At 67.1% G+C, this 23,079-nt stretch carries 20 protein-coding genes and 1 tRNA gene; 7 read left to right on the forward strand and 14 right to left on the reverse strand.

Going from position 1 to position 23,079, the window contains the following annotated elements; all coding sequences use genetic code 11:
• Positions 1-127 precede the first annotated feature (127 nt).
• Both ACFWUU_RS17435 and ACFWUU_RS17440 read left to right on the forward strand, forming a co-directional pair.
• A complete protein-coding gene (locus tag ACFWUU_RS17435; RefSeq protein WP_380176871.1) occupies positions 128-970 on the forward strand; it encodes an alpha/beta fold hydrolase in 843 nt (280 codons plus the stop codon).
• Positions 952-1,650, forward strand: a complete 699-nt coding sequence (locus tag ACFWUU_RS17440; protein ID WP_380176740.1) for a nucleotidyltransferase domain-containing protein — start codon at positions 952-954, stop codon at positions 1,648-1,650. Before ACFWUU_RS17435 ends, ACFWUU_RS17440 begins: the two co-directional genes overlap by 19 nt.
• Here ACFWUU_RS17440 and ACFWUU_RS17445 read toward each other — a convergent pair.
• The 3 genes from ACFWUU_RS17445 to ACFWUU_RS17455 are packed head-to-tail and all read right to left on the reverse strand — an operon-like array spanning position 1,647 to position 3,522.
• The gene (locus ACFWUU_RS17445; protein WP_380176742.1) at positions 1,647-2,273 is read right to left on the reverse strand and encodes a hypothetical protein; all 627 of its coding nucleotides are present in this window, start codon (positions 2,271-2,273) and stop codon (positions 1,647-1,649) included. The two genes, ACFWUU_RS17440 and ACFWUU_RS17445, sit on opposite strands and share 4 nt — an antisense overlap.
• A 38-nt stretch (positions 2,274-2,311) precedes the next feature.
• The gene (locus ACFWUU_RS17450) at positions 2,312-2,968 is read right to left on the reverse strand and encodes a hypothetical protein (RefSeq protein ID WP_380176744.1); all 657 of its coding nucleotides are present in this window, start codon (positions 2,966-2,968) and stop codon (positions 2,312-2,314) included.
• Positions 2,965-3,522, reverse strand: coding sequence for an RNA polymerase sigma factor (locus tag ACFWUU_RS17455; RefSeq protein ID WP_380176746.1), 558 nt, complete (start codon positions 3,520-3,522; stop codon positions 2,965-2,967). Before ACFWUU_RS17455 ends, ACFWUU_RS17450 begins: the two co-directional genes overlap by 4 nt.
• A gap of 155 nt (positions 3,523-3,677) precedes the next feature.
• Between ACFWUU_RS17455 and ACFWUU_RS17460 the strand changes: the two genes are divergently transcribed.
• Together ACFWUU_RS17460 and ACFWUU_RS17465 are read left to right on the forward strand one after the other, a co-directional pair.
• Complete coding sequence (locus tag ACFWUU_RS17460) at positions 3,678-5,189, forward strand: TldD/PmbA family protein (RefSeq protein WP_380176748.1); 1,512 nt, start codon at positions 3,678-3,680, stop codon at positions 5,187-5,189.
• Positions 5,186-6,589 (forward strand): metallopeptidase TldD-related protein, encoded by a 1,404-nt coding sequence (locus tag ACFWUU_RS17465; protein ID WP_380176750.1) that lies wholly within the window; start codon positions 5,186-5,188, stop codon positions 6,587-6,589. The genes ACFWUU_RS17460 and ACFWUU_RS17465 overlap by 4 nt, the downstream gene beginning before the upstream one ends.
• A 57-nt stretch (positions 6,590-6,646) precedes the next feature.
• Here ACFWUU_RS17465 and ACFWUU_RS17470 read toward each other — a convergent pair whose 3' ends face one another.
• On the reverse strand, positions 6,647-7,078 hold the full coding sequence (locus ACFWUU_RS17470; RefSeq protein WP_137254790.1) for a DUF805 domain-containing protein: 432 nt from the start codon (positions 7,076-7,078) through the stop codon (positions 6,647-6,649).
• 161 nt (positions 7,079-7,239) lie between these two features.
• A complete protein-coding gene (locus ACFWUU_RS17475) occupies positions 7,240-8,040 on the reverse strand; it encodes a class I SAM-dependent methyltransferase (protein ID WP_380176752.1) in 801 nt (266 codons plus the stop codon).
• Positions 8,041-8,422: 382 nt separating this feature from the next.
• On the opposite strand from ACFWUU_RS17475, the gene ACFWUU_RS17480 reads away from it, so the two are divergent.
• The 3 genes from ACFWUU_RS17480 (at position 8,423) to ACFWUU_RS17490 (ending at position 12,038) form a co-directional block, all read left to right on the forward strand.
• Positions 8,423-9,955, forward strand: a complete 1,533-nt coding sequence (locus ACFWUU_RS17480) for a PfkB family carbohydrate kinase (protein ID WP_380176754.1) — start codon at positions 8,423-8,425, stop codon at positions 9,953-9,955.
• 223 nt (positions 9,956-10,178) lie between these two features.
• The gene (locus ACFWUU_RS17485) at positions 10,179-10,445 is read left to right on the forward strand and encodes a hypothetical protein (protein WP_380176755.1); all 267 of its coding nucleotides are present in this window, start codon (positions 10,179-10,181) and stop codon (positions 10,443-10,445) included.
• A gap of 69 nt (positions 10,446-10,514) precedes the next feature.
• Positions 10,515-12,038: a carbohydrate kinase family protein gene (locus ACFWUU_RS17490; RefSeq protein WP_380176757.1), complete on the forward strand. Its 1,524-nt coding sequence runs from the start codon at positions 10,515-10,517 to the stop codon at positions 12,036-12,038.
• A 4-nt stretch (positions 12,039-12,042) separates the two neighbouring features.
• Here ACFWUU_RS17490 and ACFWUU_RS17495 read toward each other — a convergent pair whose 3' ends face one another.
• The 9 genes from ACFWUU_RS17495 to ACFWUU_RS17535 all read right to left on the reverse strand — a co-directional run bounded on the left by ACFWUU_RS17495 (position 12,043) and on the right by ACFWUU_RS17535 (position 23,069).
• Positions 12,043-12,528, reverse strand: a complete 486-nt coding sequence (locus tag ACFWUU_RS17495; protein ID WP_380176759.1) for a hypothetical protein — start codon at positions 12,526-12,528, stop codon at positions 12,043-12,045.
• A 526-nt stretch (positions 12,529-13,054) separates the two neighbouring features.
• On the reverse strand, positions 13,055-13,786 hold the full coding sequence (locus ACFWUU_RS17500) for a hypothetical protein (RefSeq protein ID WP_380176761.1): 732 nt from the start codon (positions 13,784-13,786) through the stop codon (positions 13,055-13,057).
• 194 nt (positions 13,787-13,980) lie between these two features.
• A complete protein-coding gene (locus ACFWUU_RS17505) occupies positions 13,981-15,681 on the reverse strand; it encodes an IucA/IucC family protein (RefSeq protein WP_380176762.1) in 1,701 nt (566 codons plus the stop codon).
• Complete coding sequence (locus ACFWUU_RS17510) at positions 15,678-16,940, reverse strand: lysine N(6)-hydroxylase/L-ornithine N(5)-oxygenase family protein (RefSeq protein ID WP_380176764.1); 1,263 nt, start codon at positions 16,938-16,940, stop codon at positions 15,678-15,680. Before ACFWUU_RS17510 ends, ACFWUU_RS17505 begins: the two co-directional genes overlap by 4 nt.
• Before the next feature lies 1 nt (position 16,941).
• Positions 16,942-17,466: a GNAT family N-acetyltransferase gene (locus ACFWUU_RS17515; RefSeq protein ID WP_380176766.1), complete on the reverse strand. Its 525-nt coding sequence runs from the start codon at positions 17,464-17,466 to the stop codon at positions 16,942-16,944.
• Positions 17,467-17,483: 17 nt separating this feature from the next.
• Positions 17,484-19,106 carry an IucA/IucC family protein gene (locus tag ACFWUU_RS17520; RefSeq protein ID WP_380176768.1) on the reverse strand — a complete coding sequence of 541 codons (1,623 nt, stop codon included), beginning with the start codon at positions 19,104-19,106 and terminating at the stop codon, positions 17,484-17,486.
• Positions 19,103-20,590 (reverse strand): pyridoxal phosphate-dependent decarboxylase family protein, encoded by a 1,488-nt coding sequence (locus ACFWUU_RS17525; protein WP_380176770.1) that lies wholly within the window; start codon positions 20,588-20,590, stop codon positions 19,103-19,105. Before ACFWUU_RS17525 ends, ACFWUU_RS17520 begins: the two co-directional genes overlap by 4 nt.
• An 83-nt stretch (positions 20,591-20,673) precedes the next feature.
• Entirely contained in the window at positions 20,674-22,965 is a 2,292-nt protein-coding gene (locus tag ACFWUU_RS17530; RefSeq protein WP_380176773.1) for a hypothetical protein, read from the reverse strand.
• A 32-nt stretch (positions 22,966-22,997) separates the two neighbouring features.
• Positions 22,998-23,069, reverse strand: a tRNA-Tyr gene (locus ACFWUU_RS17535).
• Positions 23,070-23,079 lie beyond the last annotated feature (10 nt).

The raw sequence follows: 23,079 nt of genomic DNA on the forward strand, positions 1-23,079 counted from the left end.
CAGCCGACAAAACCTAGGCCGCATCCTTCCACCACCGCCGTTGCATCTCGAATTCCGAGAATCTCGGGTTGGTAACTGTGGATTCGGTTAGCTGGTCAGGGATGGTTACGCTCCGCTCGTGGACAGCATGGTGCGGATCGGTGAGCGGATGGTTCTCTACAGCCTCCACGGCGCCGAGGACGGGCTGCCGGCGCTCTCGTTCAGCGGTACTCCGTCAACCCGCTGGAAGCGGCCGGACGCGCTGGCGGCGATCGAGTCGTCCGGTGTGCGACTGGCTACCCCGGACCGACCCGGCTACGGCGGGTCAACCCGCCAACCAGGCCGGACTGTCGCGTCCGTGGCCGAGGACGCTGCTGCGGTGGCCGATGCGCTGGGCTGGGACCGCTTCGCCGTCACAGGAGGCTCTGGCGGCGGGCCGCACGCCCTGGCGTGCGCTGCACTGTTGCCCGACCGGGTGACGAGGTGCGCGGTGATCGGCAGCAACGCGCCGCCGATCGTGGACGGTCCGGAGCCGACCGAGGAGGAAGAGCTCGCGGACCCACGCCGCAACCGCACCTCGTGGCAGGCGGTGCACGGCGACCTCCGGCCCGGGTTCGAGGAGACGGCCCGCTCGATCATGGCTGTGGTCGAGGCAGGTGGCCCGGAGATCCCGCCGCAACCGGGAGCTGATCCGGGTCCCCCGGCCCGGGAGGACCCGTCGGCGATGGCTCGGCTGACCGCGACCTTCGTCACCAGCCACGACGGCTGGCTGGACGACCACGTGGCCTTCGCCACGCCGTGGGGCTTCGAGCTGGGCGACATCCGGGTCCCGGTCAGCCTCTGGCACGGCTCGGCCGACGAACGTGCCGGCAAGTACGTCGACTTCCTGTCAGCCGCGATGCCGCACGCCGAGCGCAAGTACTACGTGGGCGGTCACATCCCGCCGGCAAATGCGTTCCGAGAACTGCTGCGTTGGCTGACACTGTCGTGATAGACGTCGCACGCCAACTCGTACTGGAGCTGTATCCGGATGCCCGGGCCGCCTGGCTCGGCGGCAGCGTGGCGCGCGGTGACGCGAGTACTACGTCCGACCTGGACATCACTGTGCTGCTGGACGGTCCCCCGGCGCCGATGCGGAAGTCGCTGGAGTACGGCGGGTGGCCGGTCGAGCTGTTCGTGCACACCGAGAAGTCGCTGCGTCATTTCGCCGACAAGGACCAGGCGCGACGCCAGCCGACGATAATGCGGCTCGTCGGGGAGTCCGTCGTACTGCTGGACACGGATGGGTCTGGGGTGCGGTTGAAGGAGGAGTACCTGGCCGAGGTGGCTGCTGGGCCTCGGCCGCTGTCCCGTGACGAGCTGGACCTCCTGCGCTACACGATCACCAATCTGCTGGACGACCTGTCGGATGCATCCGGTGACGTGCGGCTGGCGATCGCGTCGGTGCTGTGGCAGGACGCGGCGCGGCTGTTGCTGACCGGTGCCGGGCGTTGGTCCGGCACTGGCAAGGGGCTGCTGCGGGAGGTGTCGGCGTACGACGCTGCGCTCGCTGCTGCGTTGATGGATGGCGTACGGGCGGAGGACGACCGGCTGGTGGTTGCCGTGGACCACATCCTCGCTGAGTACGGTGGACGGCTGTTTGCGGGCTTCGAGCTCGGAGCGACGATTTAGTCGATCAGCTCCCAGCGGCGCTTCGGGAACAGGCGGACGGCGAGGACTGCGGCCGCTGCGCCGATCAGGACGCCGGGGATGATCCAGCGCCAGCCGGTGAAGACGTTGGTGGTCGCCACCTGGGACTGTGCAGGCGCGGGCGTCGGCGCGGGTGTCGTGACGGGCGCGTCGGCGACCGAGTAGCCGTCGTCGAGGGTGGGGCCGCCGTCGAACTTGCCGTCGAGGATCCGGAACGAGCGGAGCACCTCGAGCAGCCGCTCCGGATCGGCCGCGCGGTGCCAGGTCGGCTTGGCGGGCTTGCTGCCGTCCATGAACTCCTCGGTCGAGATCCACGGACCGCCGGGCGCGTCCGGGTAGACGATGTCGATCCGCCACACGCTCATGTCATGGATCAGCCAGGTCGCACGGACGAACTTGCCGATGCTGTGGATCTCGCTGCCTGGATCGGCGGTGGACGGGGTTTGGATCAGGTTCTGGAGTTCGTAGTACCGCGTGTCGTCGTAACCGACGGCGGTGACGTTGGGCGGTGCGCTGAGCAGGACGCTGGTGGGACCTCCTGCGTGAGCCGGGAGTGCGGTGAAGGCGAACAGTGCAACGACCAAAGCGAGAGTACGACGGATCATGGCGGCGCTCCTTCCACTGGTGGTTACACCGCCGGTGATCAGGAGGTTCCGCTCGCCAGTTCTATTGCCCGTGTCTTGTCGACGCCTTCGAGGCGGAAGGTCACGCCGTCGCGCTCCCAGACCAGCGTGGGGCCGGCTATCCGTACGACGTGCTTGTTCACCAGCACCAGGTCGTGCGGGGTCTTGAACCAGAACGCGTTGATCTCCTCGATGTACTCGAGGCTGCCGTAGTACCGCTTCATGTACAGCGGATCGATGCCGGTCTGGAACTGCTCCAACCGCACACCGGTCCAACTGGTCGCGATGAACCCATTCGACGCCTCCACTCCGATCGGTGGGCCTAGCTGCTTCGGGAGCTTCGGGGTGAAGCCGGCTGTCTGCGCAGCCTGCTCCAGCGACAGGTGGCTTCCGACGGTCGGCACTGGAGGCGCAGTACTCGGGCCGGTGCCGACAGGCTGGGCTTGGACTCCGCCGATTCGCAGCCACTCGGCGACGGTCGCGCGTACTGGTGGGGTTAGTGCGAGGCCGGCGAGGATGACGAGGAAGCCGGCCAGGAAGGTACGCCACCTGTCGCGGAGGCGCTTCCGGACTGGGATGTCGGCGACGCGGGTGAGCACTGTGGCTGTCATGGTGTCGTCAACCGGAGGTACGACGGCAGACCGCCCGACGGCCCGCAGTTCGTCTTCGAGGCTCATCGCTGCACCTCCTTGTCGGGTAGGGCGTCGCGGAGTCTTCCCAGCGCGCGATGCAAGCGTGACTTGACCGTCCCGCGCGGCCAGCCGAGTACGACGGCGGTCTCCTGCTCGTCCAGGTCCAGGAGGTAGCGGCACGTCACCACGAGCCGCATTGGCTCCGGGAGCGTGCGCACGGCGTTCAGCAGCTCAGTACGACGCTCCAGCGACACTGCCGCATCAGCCGGATCCAGTACGACGTCCAACGGCGCCGCCAGCTCTTCCCGCCGCAACCGGCGCCCCCGAGCCCGCACCGCGTTCCGGGTCTCGTTAGCAACAATCCGCAACAACCAAGGCCGGAACGCGGCCCCGTCCCGAAACCCGCCCAACCCTCTGTAGGCCTTGACGAACGCCTCCTGCACCACATCATCAGCGTCCGCCCCAGCCCCCAAGAACACCGCCGTCCGCTTCGCGATCAGGGCATACCGATCCACCAACTCGCCGTACGCGGCCCCATCTCCCCCACGCACCCGAGCCAAAACCTCAGCCTCATCGCCCTGCCCGATCACGCCTCCCATCCACCAACCCAGCCGCGGAGCCCCGCCGAACGAGCCCCCCACCCCACTCGGGAGCCGGGCCCCTCAACCCAGCCCGCCGAGCGGAGCGAGGCGGTTTCTTGTCATTGTCACTACACCGCCCAGCTTTGTCGGGTTCCCTGTATAAGGTCGACATCGTGCCTGAAGTTGACGCGAGCTTCCTCGCCCTCCCCCGTCATGAACTCGCCCAAGCGGCGCTCCAGCGTGCCCGCGACCTCGGCGCGACGTACGCCGAGTTCCGGCTCGAGCGGATCCGGTCCGAGTCCATCTCGCTGCGCGACAGCGTCCTGGAGAGCGCGAAGGACGACGAGGACCTCGGCCTCGCCGTCCGCGTGATCCACGACGGCACCTGGGGATTCGCCGCCGGCGTCGCGCTCACCGAGGACGAGGCGGTCCGCGTCGCCGAGCAGGCGGTGAACATGGCGCAGGTCTCCCGCCCGATCAACGCCGAGACGATCGAGCTCGCCGACGAGCCGGCGTACGACGACGTCACCTGGATCTCGTCGTACGAGATCGACCCGTTCACCGTCCCGCGCGCCGACAAGGTCGCCCTGCTCACCGACTACAGCGACCGCCTCCTCAAGGCCGACGGCGTCGCCCACGTCAGCGTCCACGTCGCGACCATCAACGAGTGCAAGTACTTCGCGAACACCGCCGGCACGTCGTACACCCAGCAACGCGTCCGCATCGGCCCGAACCTCACCGCCCACGCCGTCGCCGAGGACCGCTTCGACTCGATGTCGACCTGCGCCCCACCGGCCGGCCGCGGCTGGGAGTACATGACCGGCACCGGGTGGAACTGGGATGACGAGCTCGCCCAGATCCCCGGCTGGCTCGCCGAGAAACTCGCCGCCCCGACCGTCGAGGCCGGCGAGTACGACCTCGTCATCGACCCGACGAACCTCTGGCTGACCATCCACGAGTCGATCGGCCACGCCACCGAGCTGGACCGAGCCCTCGGCTACGAGGCCAACTACGCCGGCACCAGCTTCGCCACCACCGACAAGCTCGGCACGCTGAAGTACGGCTCGCCGGTCATGCACGTCACCGGCGACCGCACCGTCGAGCACGGCCTGTCCACCGTCGGGTACGACGACGAGGGCGTCGCCGGTCAGCAGTGGGACCTGGTCAAGGACGGCATCCTGGTCGGGTACCAGGTCGACCGCCGGATGGCGAAGAAGAACGAGGACCTGCTCGGCACACCGCGCTCCAACGGTTGTGCGTACGCCGACTCCTCCGGCCACATCCCGATCCAGCGAATGGCCAACGTCTCGCTCCAGCCCGCGCCGGACGGCCCATCCACCGAGGAGCTGATCAGCCGGGTGAAGAACGGGATCTACATCGTCGGCGACAAGTCCTGGTCGATCGACATGCAGCGGTACAACTTCCAGTTCACCGGTCAGCGGTTCTACAAGATCGTCGACGGCAAGATCGTCGGTCAGCTCCGCGACGTGGCGTACCAGGCGACCACGACCGATTTCTGGGGCTCGATGGAGGCAGTCGGCGGCCCGCAGACGTACCTGCTCGGCGGCGCGCTCAACTGCGGCAAGGCCGAGCCCTCGCAGTCCGGCGCGGTCACCCATGGCTGCCCGTCCGCGCTGTTCCGCAGCGTCCGCATTCTCAACACCACGCAGGAGGCCGGCCGGTGACGATTCAGCTCACGCCCCAGGACACCATCGAGCGCGGTCTGGCCCTGGCCGCGGCCGAGGGCGCCGACGGCTGCGTCGTACTCGTCGCCGAGACCTCCAGCACGAACCTGCGCTGGGCCAACAACACCCTGACCACGAACGGCGCGATGCGCGGCTCGAGCGTGACCGTGATCGCGACGGTCGGATCCGGCGAGGGTACGGCGGCCGGCGTCATCGGCCGCTCGTCCGTCACCGAGGACTCGTTGCGCGAGATCGTGTCCGCAGCGATCGCGACCGCCCGGACCGCCGGACCGGCCGAGGACGCGCGTCCGCTCGTCGACGGCACGGTCGGCGCCGACTGGGACCTCGAGCCCGAGGAGACCACGGTCGGCGTGTACGAGAAGTTCGCGCCCTCGCTCGGCGAGTCGCTCAAGCGCGCGGACCTCGAGCGGCGCCGGCTGTACGGGTTCGCCAACCACGAGGTCGTCACGCTGTACGTCGGTTCGTCGACCGGACTGCGGCTGCGTCAGGCACTCCCCCGTGGCTACGTCTCCTCGACCGGCAAGAACGCGGACCTCAGCCACTCGGCCTGGGTCGGCACGGCGACCCGTGACTTCGCCGATGTCGATGCCGGCGCGCTCGACACCGAGCTCACCCGCCGACTCGGCTGGGCGTCCCGGACGGTCTCGGTCGACGCCGGCCGGCACCCGACGATCCTGCCGCCGGCCGCGGTCGCGGACCTGATGACGTACCTGTACTGGCAGCTCGACGGGCGCGACGCCTTCGACGGCCAGACCGTCTTCTCGAAGTCCGGCGGCGGCACCCGTCTCGGCGACACCCTGTCATCGCAGCCCGTGAACCTGCACTCGGATCCGGCGCTGGCCGGTCTCGAGGCGTTCGCGTTCGCGGTGGCGCGGTCGTCCGGTGGGTCGTCGAGCGTGTTCGACAACGGGCTGACGTTGCAGGCGACGGACTGGATCCGCGGCGGGAAGCTCGAGCACCTGATGACGAGCCGGCACACGGCGGAGCTGATCGGCGTACCGGACGCGACGCCCGACATCGCGAACTATGTCGTGTCCATCGACGGCGGCACCGGCTCGACCGACGATCTCGTTGCCGGGCTCGACAACGGTCTGCTGGTGACGTGTCTGTGGTACATCCGGATGGTCGACCCGCAGACGCTGCTGCTGACCGGCCTGACCCGTGACGGCGTCTACCTCGTCGAGGGCGGCGAGGTCACGGGCGCGGTCAACAACTTCCGCTTCAACGAGAGCCCGGTCGACCTGCTCGCGCGGTTCACCAGCGCGGGCGCCACGGTTCCGTCGTACTCGAGGGAGTGGGGCGACTACTTCTCGCGGACGGCGACGCCGCCGCTGCTCGTGCCCGACTTCAACATGTCGAGCGTCAGCCAGGCCAGCTGAGTCATGCAGAAGGCCCCCGCGACGTGCTGTCGCGGGGGCCTTCTGCTGTGTCTGGACTCAGACGGTCGGGTAACCCGGCTCCGCCGGACCGGTCTGCCCCGGCCCGCCGAACCGCTCGGCCGCCTTCGGGTCCGGACCGTACTGGTTGTCACCGGCGTTGCCCTCCTGGGCAGCCAGGACGATGAACCAGATCCAGCCGATACACGGGATCAGGTTGATCAGGATCCACCAGCCGGAACGCCCGGTGTCGTGCATACGCCGGATCGCCACACCGATCGTGGGCAGCAGCACCGCCAGGCTGTAGATCGTCGACAACCAGCCGGACGAGCTGGTCGAGCCCGAGCCGAAGTCGAGCCCGAGGATCTTGTCCAGGATGGACAGGATGATCGAGGCGATCACGTTGAAGAGCACGAACATCCAGTACTCTTTGCGGCGGGCCCGGCCGTCGAACACGGCGTACTTCTTCAGAACGTCGATGTACCACTGCATTGCTGTATCTCCGATGGTCGAAGGTGAGACGCGGACCGAGCCTGTCGGAACCGGTCGGGTTCGTCAATGCAACTTTTCGCTTTGGTGACCACACCGCAATCTGGCACGCCGATGCGGCAGGCAACTTCACCTGTTCGGAACCAGAACATCTAGAGCCGGCTTCAGCTTTCCGGGCCGGGTTTGGTCATCGTGACCCGCCACATCCGCCGCTGACCTTCGTCGTACGGCGTGGTCTCGTCGAGCTGCCACTGCTCGGACAGCTCGCCCACCAGTGACTCGTCGAAGAACCGCCCGACGAACCCGTCGTGCATCGACAGTCCGTCGTCGAGCCGGTTCCAGTGCCGCGAACACGGGTCGGCCGTCGACCACACGGCGTACACGAAAACCCCGCCAGGACAGAGAACCCGATGGATCTCGGCAACGAGCGCCCGCAACTCGGCCGGCGAGAACGCCATGTTCAGCAGCACATTCGCGAACACCGCGTTGACCGTCGCATCAGCCACCGGCAACGGATCCCGCACATCATGCAACGCCGCCGTCACCCGATCATCGAGCCCTTCCCGCTGCGCCTCATGCCGCAACTGATCGAGCGCCGCCTCGCTGAAGTCGGTGGCATGCACACTGAACCCCTGCCGAGCCAGGAAAAGCGCATCCCGACCGTGCCCCGCCCCCAACTCCAACACATCATCGATGCCCGCGGCCCCAAACACCCCCACAGCCCACTCCGCCGCCACCGAAGGCCCCACTCCATGCAGTCGAGGCCGCCGCGCGTACGCCGCCTCCCACCGCTCCTGCTGAGCCCTACCCAACTCCACATGCCCGCTATTCATCCTGCTCCCCGTGTTCGTCCCACCGACCTGGCCGATCGACAGACCGCAGCAGCCTACGTCAGAACCCCGACCAGACGCACCCGAACGGCAGAACGTTCCCGCTCGGGTCCGCGCCGCGTTGTCGCTCACCATCGACCTCGTGCCGGCGTACCTCGCTTATCCATAGCCTTGTCCACAACCCCAAGCATCTGTGGACAGTCACCCTCCGTACCAACCACCCGTCCCGCCGCTCCTCCGCACTTTCCCACCGCCATCCCGGAGTGGCAGGCCGTCCCACAGGCCATGATCCTGCCGGCCGAAGGGATCCTTGCCTGGCGCAACCAACCGATCTGGATCCACCCAGCCCCCGGCCTCCCCGTCCACCACCACCAACCCACACAAGCCACCGACTGGGTGAGCTCCGTGAAGTGAATCAATCGCCTGCTCGATCCGACGACGCGCTGACCGGACCGCGGACTAGCGCGGTTAACCGCATAATGAATATGTTGACCTCGCTGTGCTGGGGGGCGCGCGCATGTCCGAGACTGATGGCCCAGGACCGGCCGAGCCGTCCATCCTGGTGTCCGTGTTCGAGTCACTCCGGCGATTCGACGGACTGACAGCCAATCACCTCCAGTCGGCGCGCGCCGCCCCAGCTCTGCTCCGTCTCCCGGTCGTTCAGAACCAGGCGGTCCGCAGCGGGAACAAACCGGCAGCGGCGGCCGTCGAGGTCGTCGTCGAACACGTCCCGCAACTCGAGTCCGTCACCGACCGCATCATCGCGGACGCGATCCTCAACCTGGGGATCTACCTCGACCTCTACAGAGAGCACGACATCTCCCGCCGTGCCCTGTATATGCTGCAGCGCGGGGGTTTGGGCAACCGCCGCGAAACGCTCATCGAGCACTGGGAGGCGTTTCACCATGCGCACGACGCCACCTCGACGCCGGATCCACCGGGTGAGCACACACTTCGCGACCGAATAGAGGGCGAGGTCTTCGAGCGGCTCGCCAAGCTGCTGGAGGATCCTGCTCCGGTCGTCGAGCTGATCGAACCGGACGAGCCACCACTGGCACCAGTAGCACGAGGTGCCCGTTCGGCCACGACCGGAAGGGTTGTTGTCGTCGGCGGCGTCGCGATGGACCACCTGTGGCGGATCAGATCGATACCCGACGTGGCCACCTCCACGATGGCGATGAACTACATCCGTTCACCCGGCGGCAAGGGCTTCAGCCAAGCAGTCGCAGCGGCTCACCTGAATCTCGACGTCTCGCTGATCGCGGCCATAGCCGCCGACGGCGCCGGCGAGGAGATCAAGGCACAGCTCATGCGCGAGGGTGTTGACACCTCGCTGCTCAGGACCATCCCTAACCCTTCCGACCAGGAGAGACTCCAAACACCGGCCACCGGGATCCTCGAGCTGCCCGCGGGCAACAGTTCGGCCGTCGTCTGGCGCGACGGTGTCGAGCTGGACAGCTCGGTCATCGATCAGCGGGCCGACGCGATCAAGTCGTGCGACGTACTGCTCCTGACGTTCGAGATGCCGCTCTCCGTCCTTCGACATACGCTCAGCCTCGTCAACTCCAGTTCGACACGGCCGCTCGTGATCGTGACTCCAGGACAGCCGTACGCCGACGGCCATCTCCTCAGCTCGGCGCTGAGATACATCGACTACCTCGTGGCGCACCTGTGGGAGCTCGAAAAGTTCGCGTTCTCCGAGGAGTCCATGTACGACCCCCAACTGCTCAGCAACGAGCTCTTGAGCCTCGGTCTGCCCTCACTCTGCCTTTTGGTCGACCGAGGCGGCACCGTTTACCGGCAAGGCAAGCCGCAACAATCGATCGAGGCCCCGTCCTCGGACCTAAGAGAATCCTCGATCACCCGCGACGCCTTCTGTGCCGCGCTGGCCGCGCGACTGGCAGACCACGCCGAGCTCACGATCCAAGACATCCACTGGGCAGCGGCCGCGATGGCCTGTTTCGCGGAGACCTACCACAGGGCACCCGCTCACCCGCTCCGCGAAACCGTCGACAAGAAGTATCACGAACTCTTCCCGGACGACGACTGACTTGCCAATTGGCAGCCACCGGTCGACCGATTGGCAACCGTGGCTGGTCAGGCAGTCACCTGCACGTGCCAAAGTCCTCCATTTGGTGGCAAAACTCGCCCCTGCCGATCTCAACTGCACGGGCTGACCATGAGACCAGATGCCACCAAGCATCGCCAGCGGTTCGGCAGAGCCCGGAACCCCGGAACTGTCGAACACGCGGATCAAGAATCGAGGGGACATCATGGACGGCAACCAAGCACTCGCACTGCTGCTGATCTTCGCCTTCTCCTTCGCGATCGCCAAGAACTGGAGGAAGGTCCTCATCTTCCTCGGCGCACTGGCAATGACGGCTGTCTGCTTCAGCGTCTACAGCATCGTCGCCATGGTCGACAGCACCGTCGCCCCCCGCCCCGTCGGACCAACCACCTCCGCCCCGACCACCGCCGGCCCCAGCGATCTCCAGGCAGGCCCGGCGGAACGGCCGTCGAAGACAACTAAACAGCGCTGACGAACCAACGAAACGGCGCCGTGGGCACCCGGCCCACGGCGCCCCCGGTAAAGGAGATGGCACGGTCCGATGACCACTACCGGCGACGAGCAGTCGACCGACGTCCTGTTGCTCGCCAACGTTCTCGAGAAACTCCGTACCCGTGCCGGCCTGACGGCCGATCGTCTCCGCTCGGACCGAACCGGTCTGGCCGCTCCGTTGCGAGAGTTGGTCGCCCGACGCCACTTCGGGGAGTCCGCTGACGCGGTCCCGGCCGAGGCCGTGGTCGCGCTGGTCGCCGACTGTGTCCGCGAGCGGCTTCACGGTTCCCAGCGACTTGTAGCGGATGTGATGTTGGCGCTCGAGCTGCACGCCGAGGCGCTCTCAGAAGGCTTCGGCGATCGACTCCAGCGCTCGCTGTACAAGTCCGCGCTCGGTCGGCGTCGGGAGACCCTCCTGGCCAATTGGCAGGAATTGCATGACGCACTCGAATATCCGCGCTCCCCCGCTCCGAGCGACCGGGCTCTTCGCGGCTCCATCGAGGTCGACGTACTGCAGGAGCTGGCCGGCCAACTCATCCGTGCCGATGACCCAGCAGCCGGTAGGTCGACCAAGCCCGCGCCTCACAGGACGTCGGTACCCGAAACGTCGGCAACCGGCCGGGTCATCGTCGTCGGTGGCGCCGTGATGGACGTGAAGTTCCGCATCAAGGGGCTGCCGGCGCCCGAGACGTCGACCGAGGCGCACGGGTTCGAGCGGTCACCCGGAGGCAAGGGGCTGACTCAGGCCGTGGCCGCAGCCCGTCTCGGACTCAAGACGTCGCTGATCGCTGCGGTCGCGGATGACCCCTTCGGCGAAGAGATCATGCACTACGTCGAGAACAAGGGCGTCGACACCTCGCTGATCAAACGCGTCCGGAGCTCCCAGACCCCATTCACCGGTGTGCTCGAGCAGGAGATGGGCGACAGCATCGCCGTCAACTGGCGCAATCAGAACGAGGTCTGTATCGAGGCCAGGGACATCGACGAGCGGTACGACGAGCTAGCGGCGGCCGACGTACTGCTGCTGACCTTCGAGGTACCACGCGACGTCATGCAGCATACGCTCGAGGTTGTCCATCGCGTCCCGGTCCGCCGACCGCTGGTCATCGTCACGCCAGGTCAGCCCTACGCGGACAAGGTGATCTCCTGGGACGCCTTTCCCCGGATCGACTACCTCATCGCGCACGCCTGGGAACTCGCCTCCTTCGCGCCGCATGCCCCGGGTCCGTTCGACCCCGACCCGATTGCTCGCAGCCTGCTCGCCTTCGGCCTGGACACCCTCTGCCTCTTGGTCAACGGCGGCTGCACCATCTACTCGAAAGCCTTCGACGAGCCTTTCAGCGTCCCGAGCATCCCGTCGATCTACAAGGAAGCTTCCGCAGCACGTGACGCCTTCTGCGCCGCCCTCGCAACCCGCCTGATCGACAACGACCGAAGATTCACCGACGAAGTTGCCGTCTGGGCGGCAGCCGCTATGTCCTGCGCGGCGAGCGATTTTCCGCTGGCGAACCCTATGCCCGACCGCAAACGCGTTGACGAGTTACTCGCCAGATCACATCTCGGGCCTCGCTGACCGTTCAGCGCCGAAGAAGGCGGTACTCGCCGGCGGCAACCTGTTCGGTCTCACCACGCACCCTGCTGCAGAAGATCACCGAGTCGAGCAGGCGGAAGCGGCTCTGCTCGAATCGATGCGCGCGATTGTCGGCACTGAGCTGGGCGAGGTTGGCGCCGCCGAAGCGGCTCCGGAGCTGGCGAGGGCTCGCGTAGAGGCCATCGACGTACAGGTACGGCCTGGCCGTGATCGACATCCACCGCTGCCAGTTGGCAGAGCGGTAGCTGGACCCGGTGAAGCCGAGATTCGGGTCGACCGCCGTGGTCAGCACTTGCACACTCGGCAACTCCTGCCGAATTGCCGACCGGACCTTACCCAACAGGTATGAGATCGCGTTGGCGGGAGCCACGTCGAACGAGTACACCCGAGACACGTCCCAGGCCGAACCGAGTGGTACGTCGAATTGTGTCTGCAACTGCCGCGCGACCCGCATCCACTCCAACGGCGACACACTGCACAAGGTCACCGGACGATGGCTCAGGGGCTCGACCAGCGCAAAGTTGACAGACCCGGCACGAGCATTCCGCAGGTAATGGAGCCGGCCGAAGATTGGGTCCGCGACGCTGTTCGTGAGCCGAACGAATCGAAGATCAGACAGGTCGAACCGATCGCGCGGAATCAGCTCACCGACACTCCGCTGATCCTCCCGGAGCCGAACGGCGTGACGGTGCAACTCGGTCTCGACACTCCGTCGGGACACACTGCCGTCCGACCGAGTCAGTCGCGGCAGATGCAAGAGGGTACGGACGCTCAGCGCCCGGCTAGGTACCTTGTACTCGCGGGCGGCGTCGGCCAGTAGGTCGGCGAACTCAGGACTGTTCCTTCGGCAGTCCTCGAGCGAGGGGCGGGACACTGGACCGACCCGGCCGCCAGGCAGAAGCGTCTCGGGTCGCGAAGCAATGGTGGACAAGCGAGCTGTCTCCTGTCAGACCATTGGTGATGTCAGCTCGACCTGACATCACCAAAGAGAGCCGCGCTCAGGCGGCAGTGGACCGGGCGGATTCAGAACCGGCCGCGCCCGACGACGCTTGCTGCTGGGTGGTCACCGATCGGGACCGGACTGCCATCGCCTGATGGAGGCTTCGAAATGCCTTGCGCCAGACCGGGCTCGTAGCCTGATCAAGCGCTATGTATCTGTCCCAGACCGAGTCGCCGCGCAATTCTTCGAGACTTCTTCGGCTGTTCGCTTTGTACTCGATCGACCAATCCGTGAGGTCGCCGTGGTATTCACAGAGCACCGGACGGTTACGGAGTTTCTCAAATCGGCGGAACTGGTCGAACTGATCGAAAGTCAGGTCAATCACCAAACGCCGCGGCGATGCCTCGTCACCTATCTCGACCCAGCAATGGAAAGTCGCGACATCTTTGTCCGCACCGAACCGGACGTCACCGAAGCAGTAACGAGCCTGAGATCGCCAGGACCGACGGAGCCTGGGTATCAGCCAAGCCGAGCTGACTCCGCACTGCCCGACCGACGACGGATCGCCAGGGAGCCGTGGTGTCCTCGGATGCCGGGTGGTGTCGTTCCAGTGGCGCGCAAGCCGATGCCTGCTCTTCTTAAGAGTCCATCTCAGCAGTCCCAGCCTCAGGCCCGAGACCGCTGGCCGGCTGTGCGACACGGCGGCCGGTTCGGCGTCGCTCAGGTCGGTCTCCGGCGAACCATGATCTGCGGGCGAAAGTTCCGCCGCAGCGCGCTCGACAAGCGTCACCCCGTGCACTCCATCCAGGCGACCTTCGAATCGCCGACCTTACAGAGTGAAGCGAATGTAGCAGTGAGTGTCAACTCAGCAACCCTGAGTGGGCGGAACTGCGCGGAAAGCATGATGTGTTGTACCGCTTGCACGCAGCAGCGTGTCAATAGATCGGCGACCGTCTTAATGGTCCACCTCACAGAGGGACCGAGCTACGGCATGTGGAGCGGGTTCGGGATGGTGCCGGTGGACGGGATCGGAGGACGCGTGTCGAGGTCCGCGTAACCGAGGGTCAGGCGGTAGCCGTTCAGGGGATAGCGGCCGAAGGAGTCGCCGAGAAAGGCTGTGGCAGCCAGGCGGGCGGCGTACTCCGGATGCGCAGCCGTATAGCGGTCTATTTCGGTTCGGGCCAGGGTCCAGAAAGCTGCTTCGGGGATTTGATTCTGACTGGCGAGCGGGTTCAGAACACCGAGCAAGAGGGCGTCTACAATGTATTGCCGAAGAACGTTCCAAGACTTTCTTGGAAGGATTCTGGAGTGTGCGTCAGGCGTATTTCCGCGCGCCGATATTTCGTCGGTTGAGATATTGATGTCATCGACCAGATCTTTAATGACCAGGCGAGCCGGAATGCCATGGGAATTGCAGATGATGGCTAGGTTTTCGCCGTGGGGGTTGACGGTTATGCCGTAGTGGTGGAGTAGGTGGAGTAGTGGGCGGAGGAGGGTGGAGAGGAGGTGGCTGAGCCAGGTTTGGGGGTCGGTGCCGGAGCGGGTGATGGCGGCTGAGGTGAAGCCGGGATGGAGTACGGCTGCCAGGGGCCAGACGGTTTCGTCGGGTTGGAGGCGGGGGTCTAAGGGGTCTCGCCAGATGACGCCGAGGGTTTCGGTCCATTGGTAGGGGATGTTGGGGGTTGTGGAGAGTCGGGGGTGGGGGACGGTGACCGAGGCGACTTCGCCTAGGAGTTCGGTGCCTAGGGATTGGAAGAGTTCGTCTCGGGACCAGAGGCCGCGGAGCCATTGGGTGAGCATGGGGGCGGCTAGGGAGCAGTGGGTGGGGATGCCTCGGTAGACGGAGGTGTTGAGGATTTTTAGGGGGAGTTTTACCTGGTAGCGGTCCGGACGGGTGATGTTGACCATGGTGCGGATGGATTGGGTGGGGAGGTACTCGTCGGGCGACTCGCCCAGGATGACGATTTCGTTGGTGGCTAGTTCTCGGGACCATTGGGTGCGGATTACGTGGTCCAGTTGCCAGGGGTGGCATGGGAGCCAGACGTAGGTGTCGGGGTCGTCGAGTTTGGCGCGGAAGGATTCGATGACGGGTGGGTCTAGTTCGCGGGCTATGACGGCGTGTTCGGAGAGGTCTGGGGTGCCGCGGAATTCGGCTAGGCCTCGGCGTACGGCTAGCCAGGTCAGGTGGAGTGGAGTGCGGGCTTCGGGGGCGTAGCGTTCGGTGTCGGTGGCGGAGAAGCCTAGGCGGCCCTTGTTGGCTACCAGGAGAGGGTGGCCGGTTAGGTGGCCTTCTAGGCGGGTGTGGTGGAGATCTAGAAGGTCGGTGGCGGGTATGGCGGTGGAGGCTATGCGTACGTCGGCTGCCAGGGTGTTGGTCAGTTCTGCGACGTAGCCGGCGACAGTCGACCCATCAACAGCTAATACGTCGGCTGCTTCTACGAAGAACTGGATGGGGTCGGTGGCGGGTTCGCTCTCGTCGTTGCCGAGGATGCCGGCGGTTGTACGGCGGATCGAGTCAGGGTCGACGCGCCAGCTGCCGAAGCCGCCGCGGGTGGCTTCGAAGGTGTACGACGCGGTCCCGAGGTCCAAGCGGTTGTCGACCGGTTCCAGCAGACCCTCGGTGCAGAACTGGGAGATCAGCTTTGCCAGCAATGCCCTGGAACAGGCGGTCCAGAGGTTTGTCATCCGGGGATCGCGAACTTGGTGAAGGTGGTGGATTTGGGGAGGGGGAAGAGTTCTCGGGCGGTGATGGTGTTGAGGATGGTGGCGTTGCGGATGGCGCCGAGGCCTAGGTCGGGGGCGGCTACGCCGTGGGAGTGGAGGTCGGCGTTGGCTACGAAGAGGCGGCCGGCCAGGTCGTTGATGGTTGAGACGCTGTGGTCGCGGTTGATGACCCAGCGGCCGGAGGCGTCGTGTTCGATCTGGGGCTGGAGTGACTCCAGGAAGGGCAGGGGGCGGTTGCGGTAGCCGGTGGCTGCGACGACGGCGTCGGTGGTGTGCTGGAAGGTCTTGCCGCTGTCGGCGTGGAGCAGGGTCAGTTCGAGGCGGTCGGCGCGGACGACCGCGGAAACGACCCCGACGCCGACCTGCAGCTCAGCGGGGCTGACACTCAGGTCTCTTGCGTACAGGACGTCGTGGATCTCCTCCAGCGTCTCCGACGAGATGCCCTTGTAGTGGCGCCACTGGTCCTTCACCAGTCGATCGCGTACCGGCTCGTCCAGCGCGTGGAAGTAGTCGACGTACGACGGTGTGGTCATCTCGAGCACGAGCTTCGAGTAGTCCAGCGGCGTGAACGCCCCGGTGCGTGTCAGCCACGACACCGCGGGACCCTCAGCGCGGAGCAGGTCCAAGAAGCACTCGGCGCCGGACTGCCCCGAGCCGACAACAGTCACGTGGCCGGCGCGCCGCAGGTCGTCCCGTCGGTACAGGTAGTCCCCAGAGTGCAGGAATCGCTCAGCAGGCAGCCCGGCCATTGCGGCAGGCACAGCGGGCTCAGTTCCAACTCCAACCACCAGATGCCGAGCCTCGAAGTGCTCAACAGCCTCGCCGCGCTCGACCGTCAACAAGAACGCAGAGCCGTCCCAGACCACGTCACGCACGTGGTGGCCGAAGTGCAGTGAGTCCAGCTGAGCCGCACACCACCGCAGGTAGGTCTCGTACTCGCGCCGCGTCGGATGGAACTTCTCCCGCACGTAGAACTGATAGAGCCGGTCATTCGCACGCAGGAACGACAGGAACGACAGGTGGTGCGCCGGCTCGACCAACGAAACCAGGTCCGCCAGGAACGACACCTGCAGCATCGCGTCGGAGAACATCAGCCCCCGGTGCCAGGTGAACTCCGGCCGGCTGTCCAGCACAGCAACGGAGAGATCGTCCACCTCCGAGGCCAGCGCGGCCAGACCGAGGTTGAACGGCCCACAGCCGACAGCGATCACGTCGTACATGTCAATCCTCCACAGTCCGGGTGCGGACCATCAGCACTGCTGTCTTGTCGGGCAGCTGTAGTTCCCCGACCCGATCGAAGCCCGCCGCGACGAATGCGCGCACGGACGGAATGTTCTGTACGTCGGGCTCCGCCACGACCCGCTCGCACGCCGGGTCGGCCACCAGCAGCGCGTCCGCAAGCGCACGCAACAGCCGCCGCCCCAGTCCCCTGCCGACCCGTGTCGCGTCGCCGATCGCCACGTGCACGCCCCAGTCGTGCTCGCCGCTGGAGTAGTACTCCGCGAGCCGGTCGTGCCGCACCCGATACAGCTCGACGTACCCGAAGTCCTCCGCGTCGACTGCGACCACGCAGGGCACCGAGTGCTCCCCCGCCGACTGCTGCTCCAGCTCCTGGGCCCAGCGTTCGACCGACCAGTCCTGGTGCCACCACTGCCGGATGTGCGGCTGCGCCATCCACAGCGCGATCCGGGCCGCATCGGAAGTGCCGGCCGGTCGCAGGTCGAAGCCGTTGTCCAGGTGGAACATCGGCCGGATGTCACACCTCACCGGAGCCGCAGCGGGTTCGGGATGTCGAGGTACACCGACTGGGCGTCCAACGGCGCCACCACTTCGTCGATACCGCGCAGCCGGGTCAGCATGTTCGCCTTGCAGGGCAGGGTTTCCGCCTCGAGCCATCGCCGCGCCAGCCGGTCCCCAGAGGGTCCGGCAGCCTTCAGCAACGGCAGCGCGAGCGTCAGCCGCTCCCGCACCACCTCAAGGAGCAAGCCCTCGTCAGCAACGCCATCCACTGCCAGACAGCCCACAACGGCCAGCGCCTGGTTGTGCAGCAGGTAGTAGGTCAATCGGTCATCCACAATCGGGTCGTCGACCACCGCCAGCGTCGAGTCATGCAGCCCCGTCACCGCCAAGAGACCACGCAGGTACGACGACGCGAGGTAGTACCCCTGATTGTCGCGATAAGCCCCACCGCGAATACGCCCGGCCCCGTCCAGCCGCACCAGCGTGTTCTGCTGATGCGCCTCGAGCCCGATGCCGGTCTCGGCGTACAGGTGCAGCATCGGCACCAGCACGTTGTCGATGTACGCCGAAACCCACGCAGCCGGATCGTCCGCAGCAAAAGCGCTCAAGCGACTCACCCCGCCCGGACGCGGCGCGACGAGCCCCGCCAGACAGGCGTAACTGTTGACGTCGGCAGGCACTTCCCGGACAGCAACGTCCAGACCGGTCAGCGTAGGTCCACCCTCGTCGAGCGCCACCCACGCCGGATCCCGCACGATCGTGAACCGCGGATGCGCCGTCGCCGTCCCCGCGTTGTGCGCCGCGTCCAGCAGCCGGTTGATCTCCAACCCACGCCGCAGCTCGGTCGGCGTCGACTCGCGCCGCGAGTTGGTGATGCGCAATCCGAGCGACAACTTCAGCATCACCGAGTAGTCCGGGTGAAAGACCGTACGCAGCGAAGAGGTCGGATACCACTCCGCACCCTGCGGACCCAGCGCCTTCACCCGGCCGTCCCTGACCAACGAGGCCACCCGCGGCCGCGAGAGCACCGACGCGGCCTGCCACGGGTGCGCCGGGATCAGCACCCGGCCCGACGACGGGGTGATACCGGCGAGCGCGCCCATCAGCTGCACAGCGTCCAGTCCCTGCAGCGAGGGCGCGCCGGCCACCTGGTCCGACGACACCAGCTCGGCGTCGGCTTCGAACCAGTGCACTGCGAAACGGCCACCGAGCTCCGGCGAGTACGCCGCCAGCTCGGCACCGCTCAGTCCGTCCCGGCTCTTCGGCGCCGGGTGATTCAGATGCCCGAACAGCAACGCCTGCTCGAACTCCAGGAAGCGCCCCGGCCCACGCTCCCCGTCGACTTCGGAGACGAACCGCGAGACGTTCCGCACCGACTCCGCAGTACGTGCCGCCAGATCGTCGATCTCAGCCGGATCGGCGTCCGTAGACAGCACCCGCACCAAGTCCTCGGGAACAACCGGTACGCCGTCCACCAGCACGTCCGTGAACTGGTGCAACCCGGTTCGCGAGGCGTGCGAGACCCGGGCAGTCACCGTCGACGAGCCCACCGAGAACGACAACGGACCGACAGCCACCGGCACGGACGATTCACGGGTGTAACACCGCAGGATTGCGTTCAGATGCGCAGCAACCGCAATACTCACGCCGCTCCTTCACCGGTCAGGACGTCGAGGCCGGTGGCCACGACCTGGTCGAGCAGGTCCTCGATGTCCGTCGCGGTGGCGTTCGGGTTCAGCAGCGTCAACTTCAACGCGACCGCTGCCGGTCGGCCGCCGCGGGCCGGCAGCTTGGTCCGGCCGATCAGCACCCGTCCGGACGTCAGCAACCGGCGCCGGACCTCGCCCTGGAGGGCGTCCGCAGCGGATGCCTCCAGCCCCTGCCCGGCGACCCGGAACAACACCGTGGTCAGGGTTACCGGCGCCAGCAACTCAAGGTTGCTGTCGGCAACGACCCGGGCCGCGGCGGCGTGCGCGAGCTCGTGACAGGTGTCGAGCATTGTGCCCAGTCCGGACCGGCCGTATGCCGTCAGCGTGGTGGCAACCTTGACCGCATCCGGACGGCGGGTGGTCTGCAGGCTGCGCCCGAGCAGGCCGTCCAGCCCGGAGTCGATGTCGTCGGCCGGGTTCAGGTAGTCCACCGACCGGTCGAACGCGGAGAACCGGGTCCGGTCGGCCACCAGCAGCACGCTGGTCGCGGCCGGCTGCCAGCCGATCTTGTGCAGGTCCAGCGTGACCGAGTCCGCCAGCGGCAGCTCGGCGAGCAGCGGCGCGAGGCGCTCGGAGAACAAGGCCCCGAACCCGTACGCCGCATCCACGTGCACCCAGGCCCCGTGGGCACGCGCCAGCGCGGCGACCTCGGCGATCGGGTCGATCGAGCCGAAGTCCGTCGTACCGGCCGTGGCGACCACCGCGACCGGCGTACGGCCGGGCTTGGCGAGCTCGTCGGCCAGTACGTCGGTGCGCATCCGGAAGTTCTCGTCCGACGGGATCGTGATCGCCGCCGACTCACCGAGCCCGAGGGCGGCGCAGGCTCGCTGGACGGAGAAGTGCGCCAGCTCGGAGCAGAAGACGACCGGCTGGACCAGTCCGCCGAGACCGTTCCGCCGTACGTCGACTCCCGCGGCGGCGCCCGCACTGTCACGGGCGATCAGGACCGCAAGCAGGTTAGAGATCGAGCCACCGGGCGTCAGTACGCCGTCCGCCTCCGGCCCGAAGCCGGCCAGCCCCGCGAGCGCCTTCACGACCCACTGCTCGATCGCGAGCGTTGCCGGACCCGAGTCGTACGTGTCCATCGAGGCGTTCGAGGCCGACGCCAGCGCGTCCGCGTCGACCGCGACCTGCAGCACCGGCGGCTGCAGGTGCGCGGCCGCGTGGGGGTGGCTCAGGTCGATGCCGTTCTCGTCCAGCAGGCCCGCGATCAGGTCGAGCGCGGCCGACTCCCCCACGCCGGTCGACGGAATCCGCGGCTCACCCAGCACCTCGGACGCCCGGCGCAGTACCGCACCCGGCGAACCGTGCGGCAACGGTCCACGCTCCCGATCCGCCACCGTCGACGCCAGCGGCCAACGGTCGGTGAACGGATCGCGGACGGGTGTTGGCAGCGCGGTCAGACGCGCGGGCTGCGACATCCAGATCTCCCGGGAAGTTGTCGAGTAAGGCAACCCTTACTAAGGCAGGCCTAACTTTTGCCCGCCTCACCGACCGTGTCAACTCAACCACCCGAAGCGTGAACATCCTCACGAACCGCCGGCGCCAGCCAGTGCGGTCCGGCACTCCACCCGAGCAGCCGGCGCCCGCCACCAGCCGTCCGGCCCTCTGCATCGAAACGCTCCCCCGCGACCACCTGCTGCAACCCGGCAACAGCCGGCGCCAACCGCGGCCCCGCCCGCTCGTCCAGCCGCGCCAGCACCTCACCTTGCGCGGCCTGCGAGCAGAAGCTGAGGAAGAAGATCGCCTGCCGCCAGGCGTACGCCGTGTTCTTGACGCCCGTCAATGTCATCGGCTGAGTCTGCCGCTGCACCGCCCACGCAAAGGCACGGTCAGCCAGCTCCGGAGCGACCTCCCGCAGCCAGTCGGTCAGCTCCAGCCCGTCGACCAGCACGGCCAGGTTGTGCGTGGTCAGGATCTGGCTCTGCTCCAGCACGGTCCCGTTCTGAGCGACGTGCCCGCGGCCGCCGTTCGATGCCTCGCGCGACCGTTGGCGGCAGACCTCCGCGAAGTCGTCCGCGGTCGCCTTCCCCCAGCGCTTGTACCGACGTTGCTCCACGGCCGGCCAGGACGCCGGCAGGTCGTAGTACCGCGCGTACAGCGACCCGAACATCACCCGACTCGCGACGGTCGCCGCACTCCGCCACTTCTCGGTGAACGTCCCCATGAAAATGTCGGCCGCGACCTCCTCGACCAGCGGCAGCTTCAGGTCCGCCTGCGAGGCCAGCGCGCCGAACTCCCGGACCAGCGGATTCGGCAGGATCGTCTGCGGGAAGGCCGTGAATGCCAGAACCGTCGTCTCACGCAGCGACTGTGCCGCGGCTCGCGTCGCCTGAGCACGCCGATCCCGGTACGGCGCCACCGCCGCGATCCACGGCAGCTCGTCGAATCGCACCTGGTGCTCGAGGTTGAGCAGCAGTAGGCTCCGCCGACACCGAAAGGCCGCATAGCTCTGCGCGTACGCCGCGGCGAGCGACGGGTCCTCGATGTTCGCGGCGAGCAACTGCGACGTGACCTGCGGCAGCACTCGCGCGAGCACCTCACCCGAGCTGATCACCCCGCGATCCACCAACTCGCCGATCGGAGCCTCGAGCGCCCGCGCCGCCTTCGCGAGCAGATGCGCCGGGATGGCTGAGCCGGCCGCCGCCGGAATCTCGTCGGCAGTCACCTCACCGTCGATCGCGTCGAGCGTCGGCAGCCCACCGTCAGCCGGAAACCGATCCAGCCGGCAGCTCAGGACGTGCGCCAGCGTCGCGTACGTCGGCCGCGCGGCGACCGCGCTCTGCGTCGTCCGCAAGGCCGCACGAGCCTCGGACCCGGGCGCGCCGTGGGCCTGGATCGTGTTGGCCAGCGAGCGACGGATCCAGCCGACCTCACGACCTGTCATTGCCGAGCTGTCGGACGGACAACGTTCGAGCGCCGCCTGCAGACGGGCGAAATTGCCCCTCGGTTGCCGATGGACCTCAGCAGCGGCACGGAACTCGTCCAGCCACTGAGCACGCCGTTCCGCCCAGTCGTCCGGCCAGACCCGGCACGGCCACCCGCCGACGACCGCGCCGTCGGCGTCCAGCTCCGGCAGCTCGTCGTCGACCGTGTCGCACCACAGCGCCACCAGGCGGTCGTACAGCGGGTTCCAGACCCGCAGAGTCTCCAGCATGGCAGCGATCTGCGGCCGTACCGTTGCCTGCCGCAACGTACTGCGTACCTCGGACACCGGCTGCAGCCGCACCACCGCACCGGACGGCGTCGACGACGGGCTGAAGGTCGGCGTGAACCGGAGCCGATGCATCAGCGGACGCAGCTCGGACGTCAGATCCAGCGCCGCGGCGTACTGCTTCCGCTCGAGCAGCCAGGCGATGATCAGCAGTGCCGACTCCTCCGGCACATCGATCCGGTAGTTGCCGCTCCGCAGGGCCTGCCCAAGTGAGGCGAGCCCTTCGTCGCTGAGGAACCACAGGTTGAGCCGCTCCCGGTCGTTGTCCCCGGGTGCGTCGGAGGGCACCCACGCGAGCTCGTCCTCCCGCAGCGGCGCCTCCGCCAGATACCGCCCGGTCGCGAACCCGCCGTGCGCCACCTCGAGCGTGACCCAGGCGGGCGTGTCCGCGACCGGAGTCCGCGAGCCGACCGTGAGCCGGCCGGAGGCCATGCCGTCGAGAACGTTGCGCCAGGCATCGACCCGGGCGGCTGCGCGCCGTCGTACCGCGAGATCGTCGGAGGTCAGAGCGCGCTCGAGAGCCTGTTCCAGCCGGGCCATCGCATACCCCGCCGAAGCCGTCGCCCGCTGCTCCTCCGCCATCGGATCCCCGTTCCCTGCCTAGCCGTGCAGAGACATGGAGGCAGGACTCGAACCTGCGCCCTCCCGGTCTACAGCCGGGCGATCTACCCCTGATCTACTCCATGCAATGCGTCA

Source organism: Kribbella sp. NPDC058693, assembly GCF_042715335.1.
Taxonomy (GTDB): Bacteria; Actinomycetota; Actinomycetes; order Propionibacteriales; family Kribbellaceae; genus Kribbella; species Kribbella jiaozuonensis.

Coding starts and splice junctions, on each gene's coding strand:
- ACFWUU_RS17435 (WP_380176871.1), top strand. CDS start 128: ATGGTGCGGATCGGTGAGCGGATGGTTCTCTACAGCCTCCACGGCGCC.
- ACFWUU_RS17445 (WP_380176742.1), bottom strand. CDS start 2,273: ATGATCCGTCGTACTCTCGCTTTGGTCGTTGCACTGTTCGCCTTCACC.
- ACFWUU_RS17450 (WP_380176744.1), bottom strand. CDS start 2,968: ATGAGCCTCGAAGACGAACTGCGGGCCGTCGGGCGGTCTGCCGTCGTA.
- ACFWUU_RS17455 (WP_380176746.1), bottom strand. CDS start 3,522: ATGGGAGGCGTGATCGGGCAGGGCGATGAGGCTGAGGTTTTGGCTCGG.
- ACFWUU_RS17470 (WP_137254790.1), bottom strand. CDS start 7,078: ATGCAGTGGTACATCGACGTTCTGAAGAAGTACGCCGTGTTCGACGGC.
- ACFWUU_RS17475 (WP_380176752.1), bottom strand. CDS start 8,040: ATGGTGAGCGACAACGCGGCGCGGACCCGAGCGGGAACGTTCTGCCGT.
- ACFWUU_RS17480 (WP_380176754.1), top strand. CDS start 8,423: ATGTCCGAGACTGATGGCCCAGGACCGGCCGAGCCGTCCATCCTGGTG.
- ACFWUU_RS17485 (WP_380176755.1), top strand. CDS start 10,179: ATGGACGGCAACCAAGCACTCGCACTGCTGCTGATCTTCGCCTTCTCC.
- ACFWUU_RS17490 (WP_380176757.1), top strand. CDS start 10,515: ATGACCACTACCGGCGACGAGCAGTCGACCGACGTCCTGTTGCTCGCC.
- ACFWUU_RS17505 (WP_380176762.1), bottom strand. CDS start 15,681: ATGACAAACCTCTGGACCGCCTGTTCCAGGGCATTGCTGGCAAAGCTG.
- ACFWUU_RS17510 (WP_380176764.1), bottom strand. CDS start 16,940: ATGTACGACGTGATCGCTGTCGGCTGTGGGCCGTTCAACCTCGGTCTG.
- ACFWUU_RS17515 (WP_380176766.1), bottom strand. CDS start 17,466: ATGTTCCACCTGGACAACGGCTTCGACCTGCGACCGGCCGGCACTTCC.
- ACFWUU_RS17525 (WP_380176770.1), bottom strand. CDS start 20,590: ATGTCGCAGCCCGCGCGTCTGACCGCGCTGCCAACACCCGTCCGCGAT.
- ACFWUU_RS17530 (WP_380176773.1), bottom strand. CDS start 22,965: ATGGCGGAGGAGCAGCGGGCGACGGCTTCGGCGGGGTATGCGATGGCC.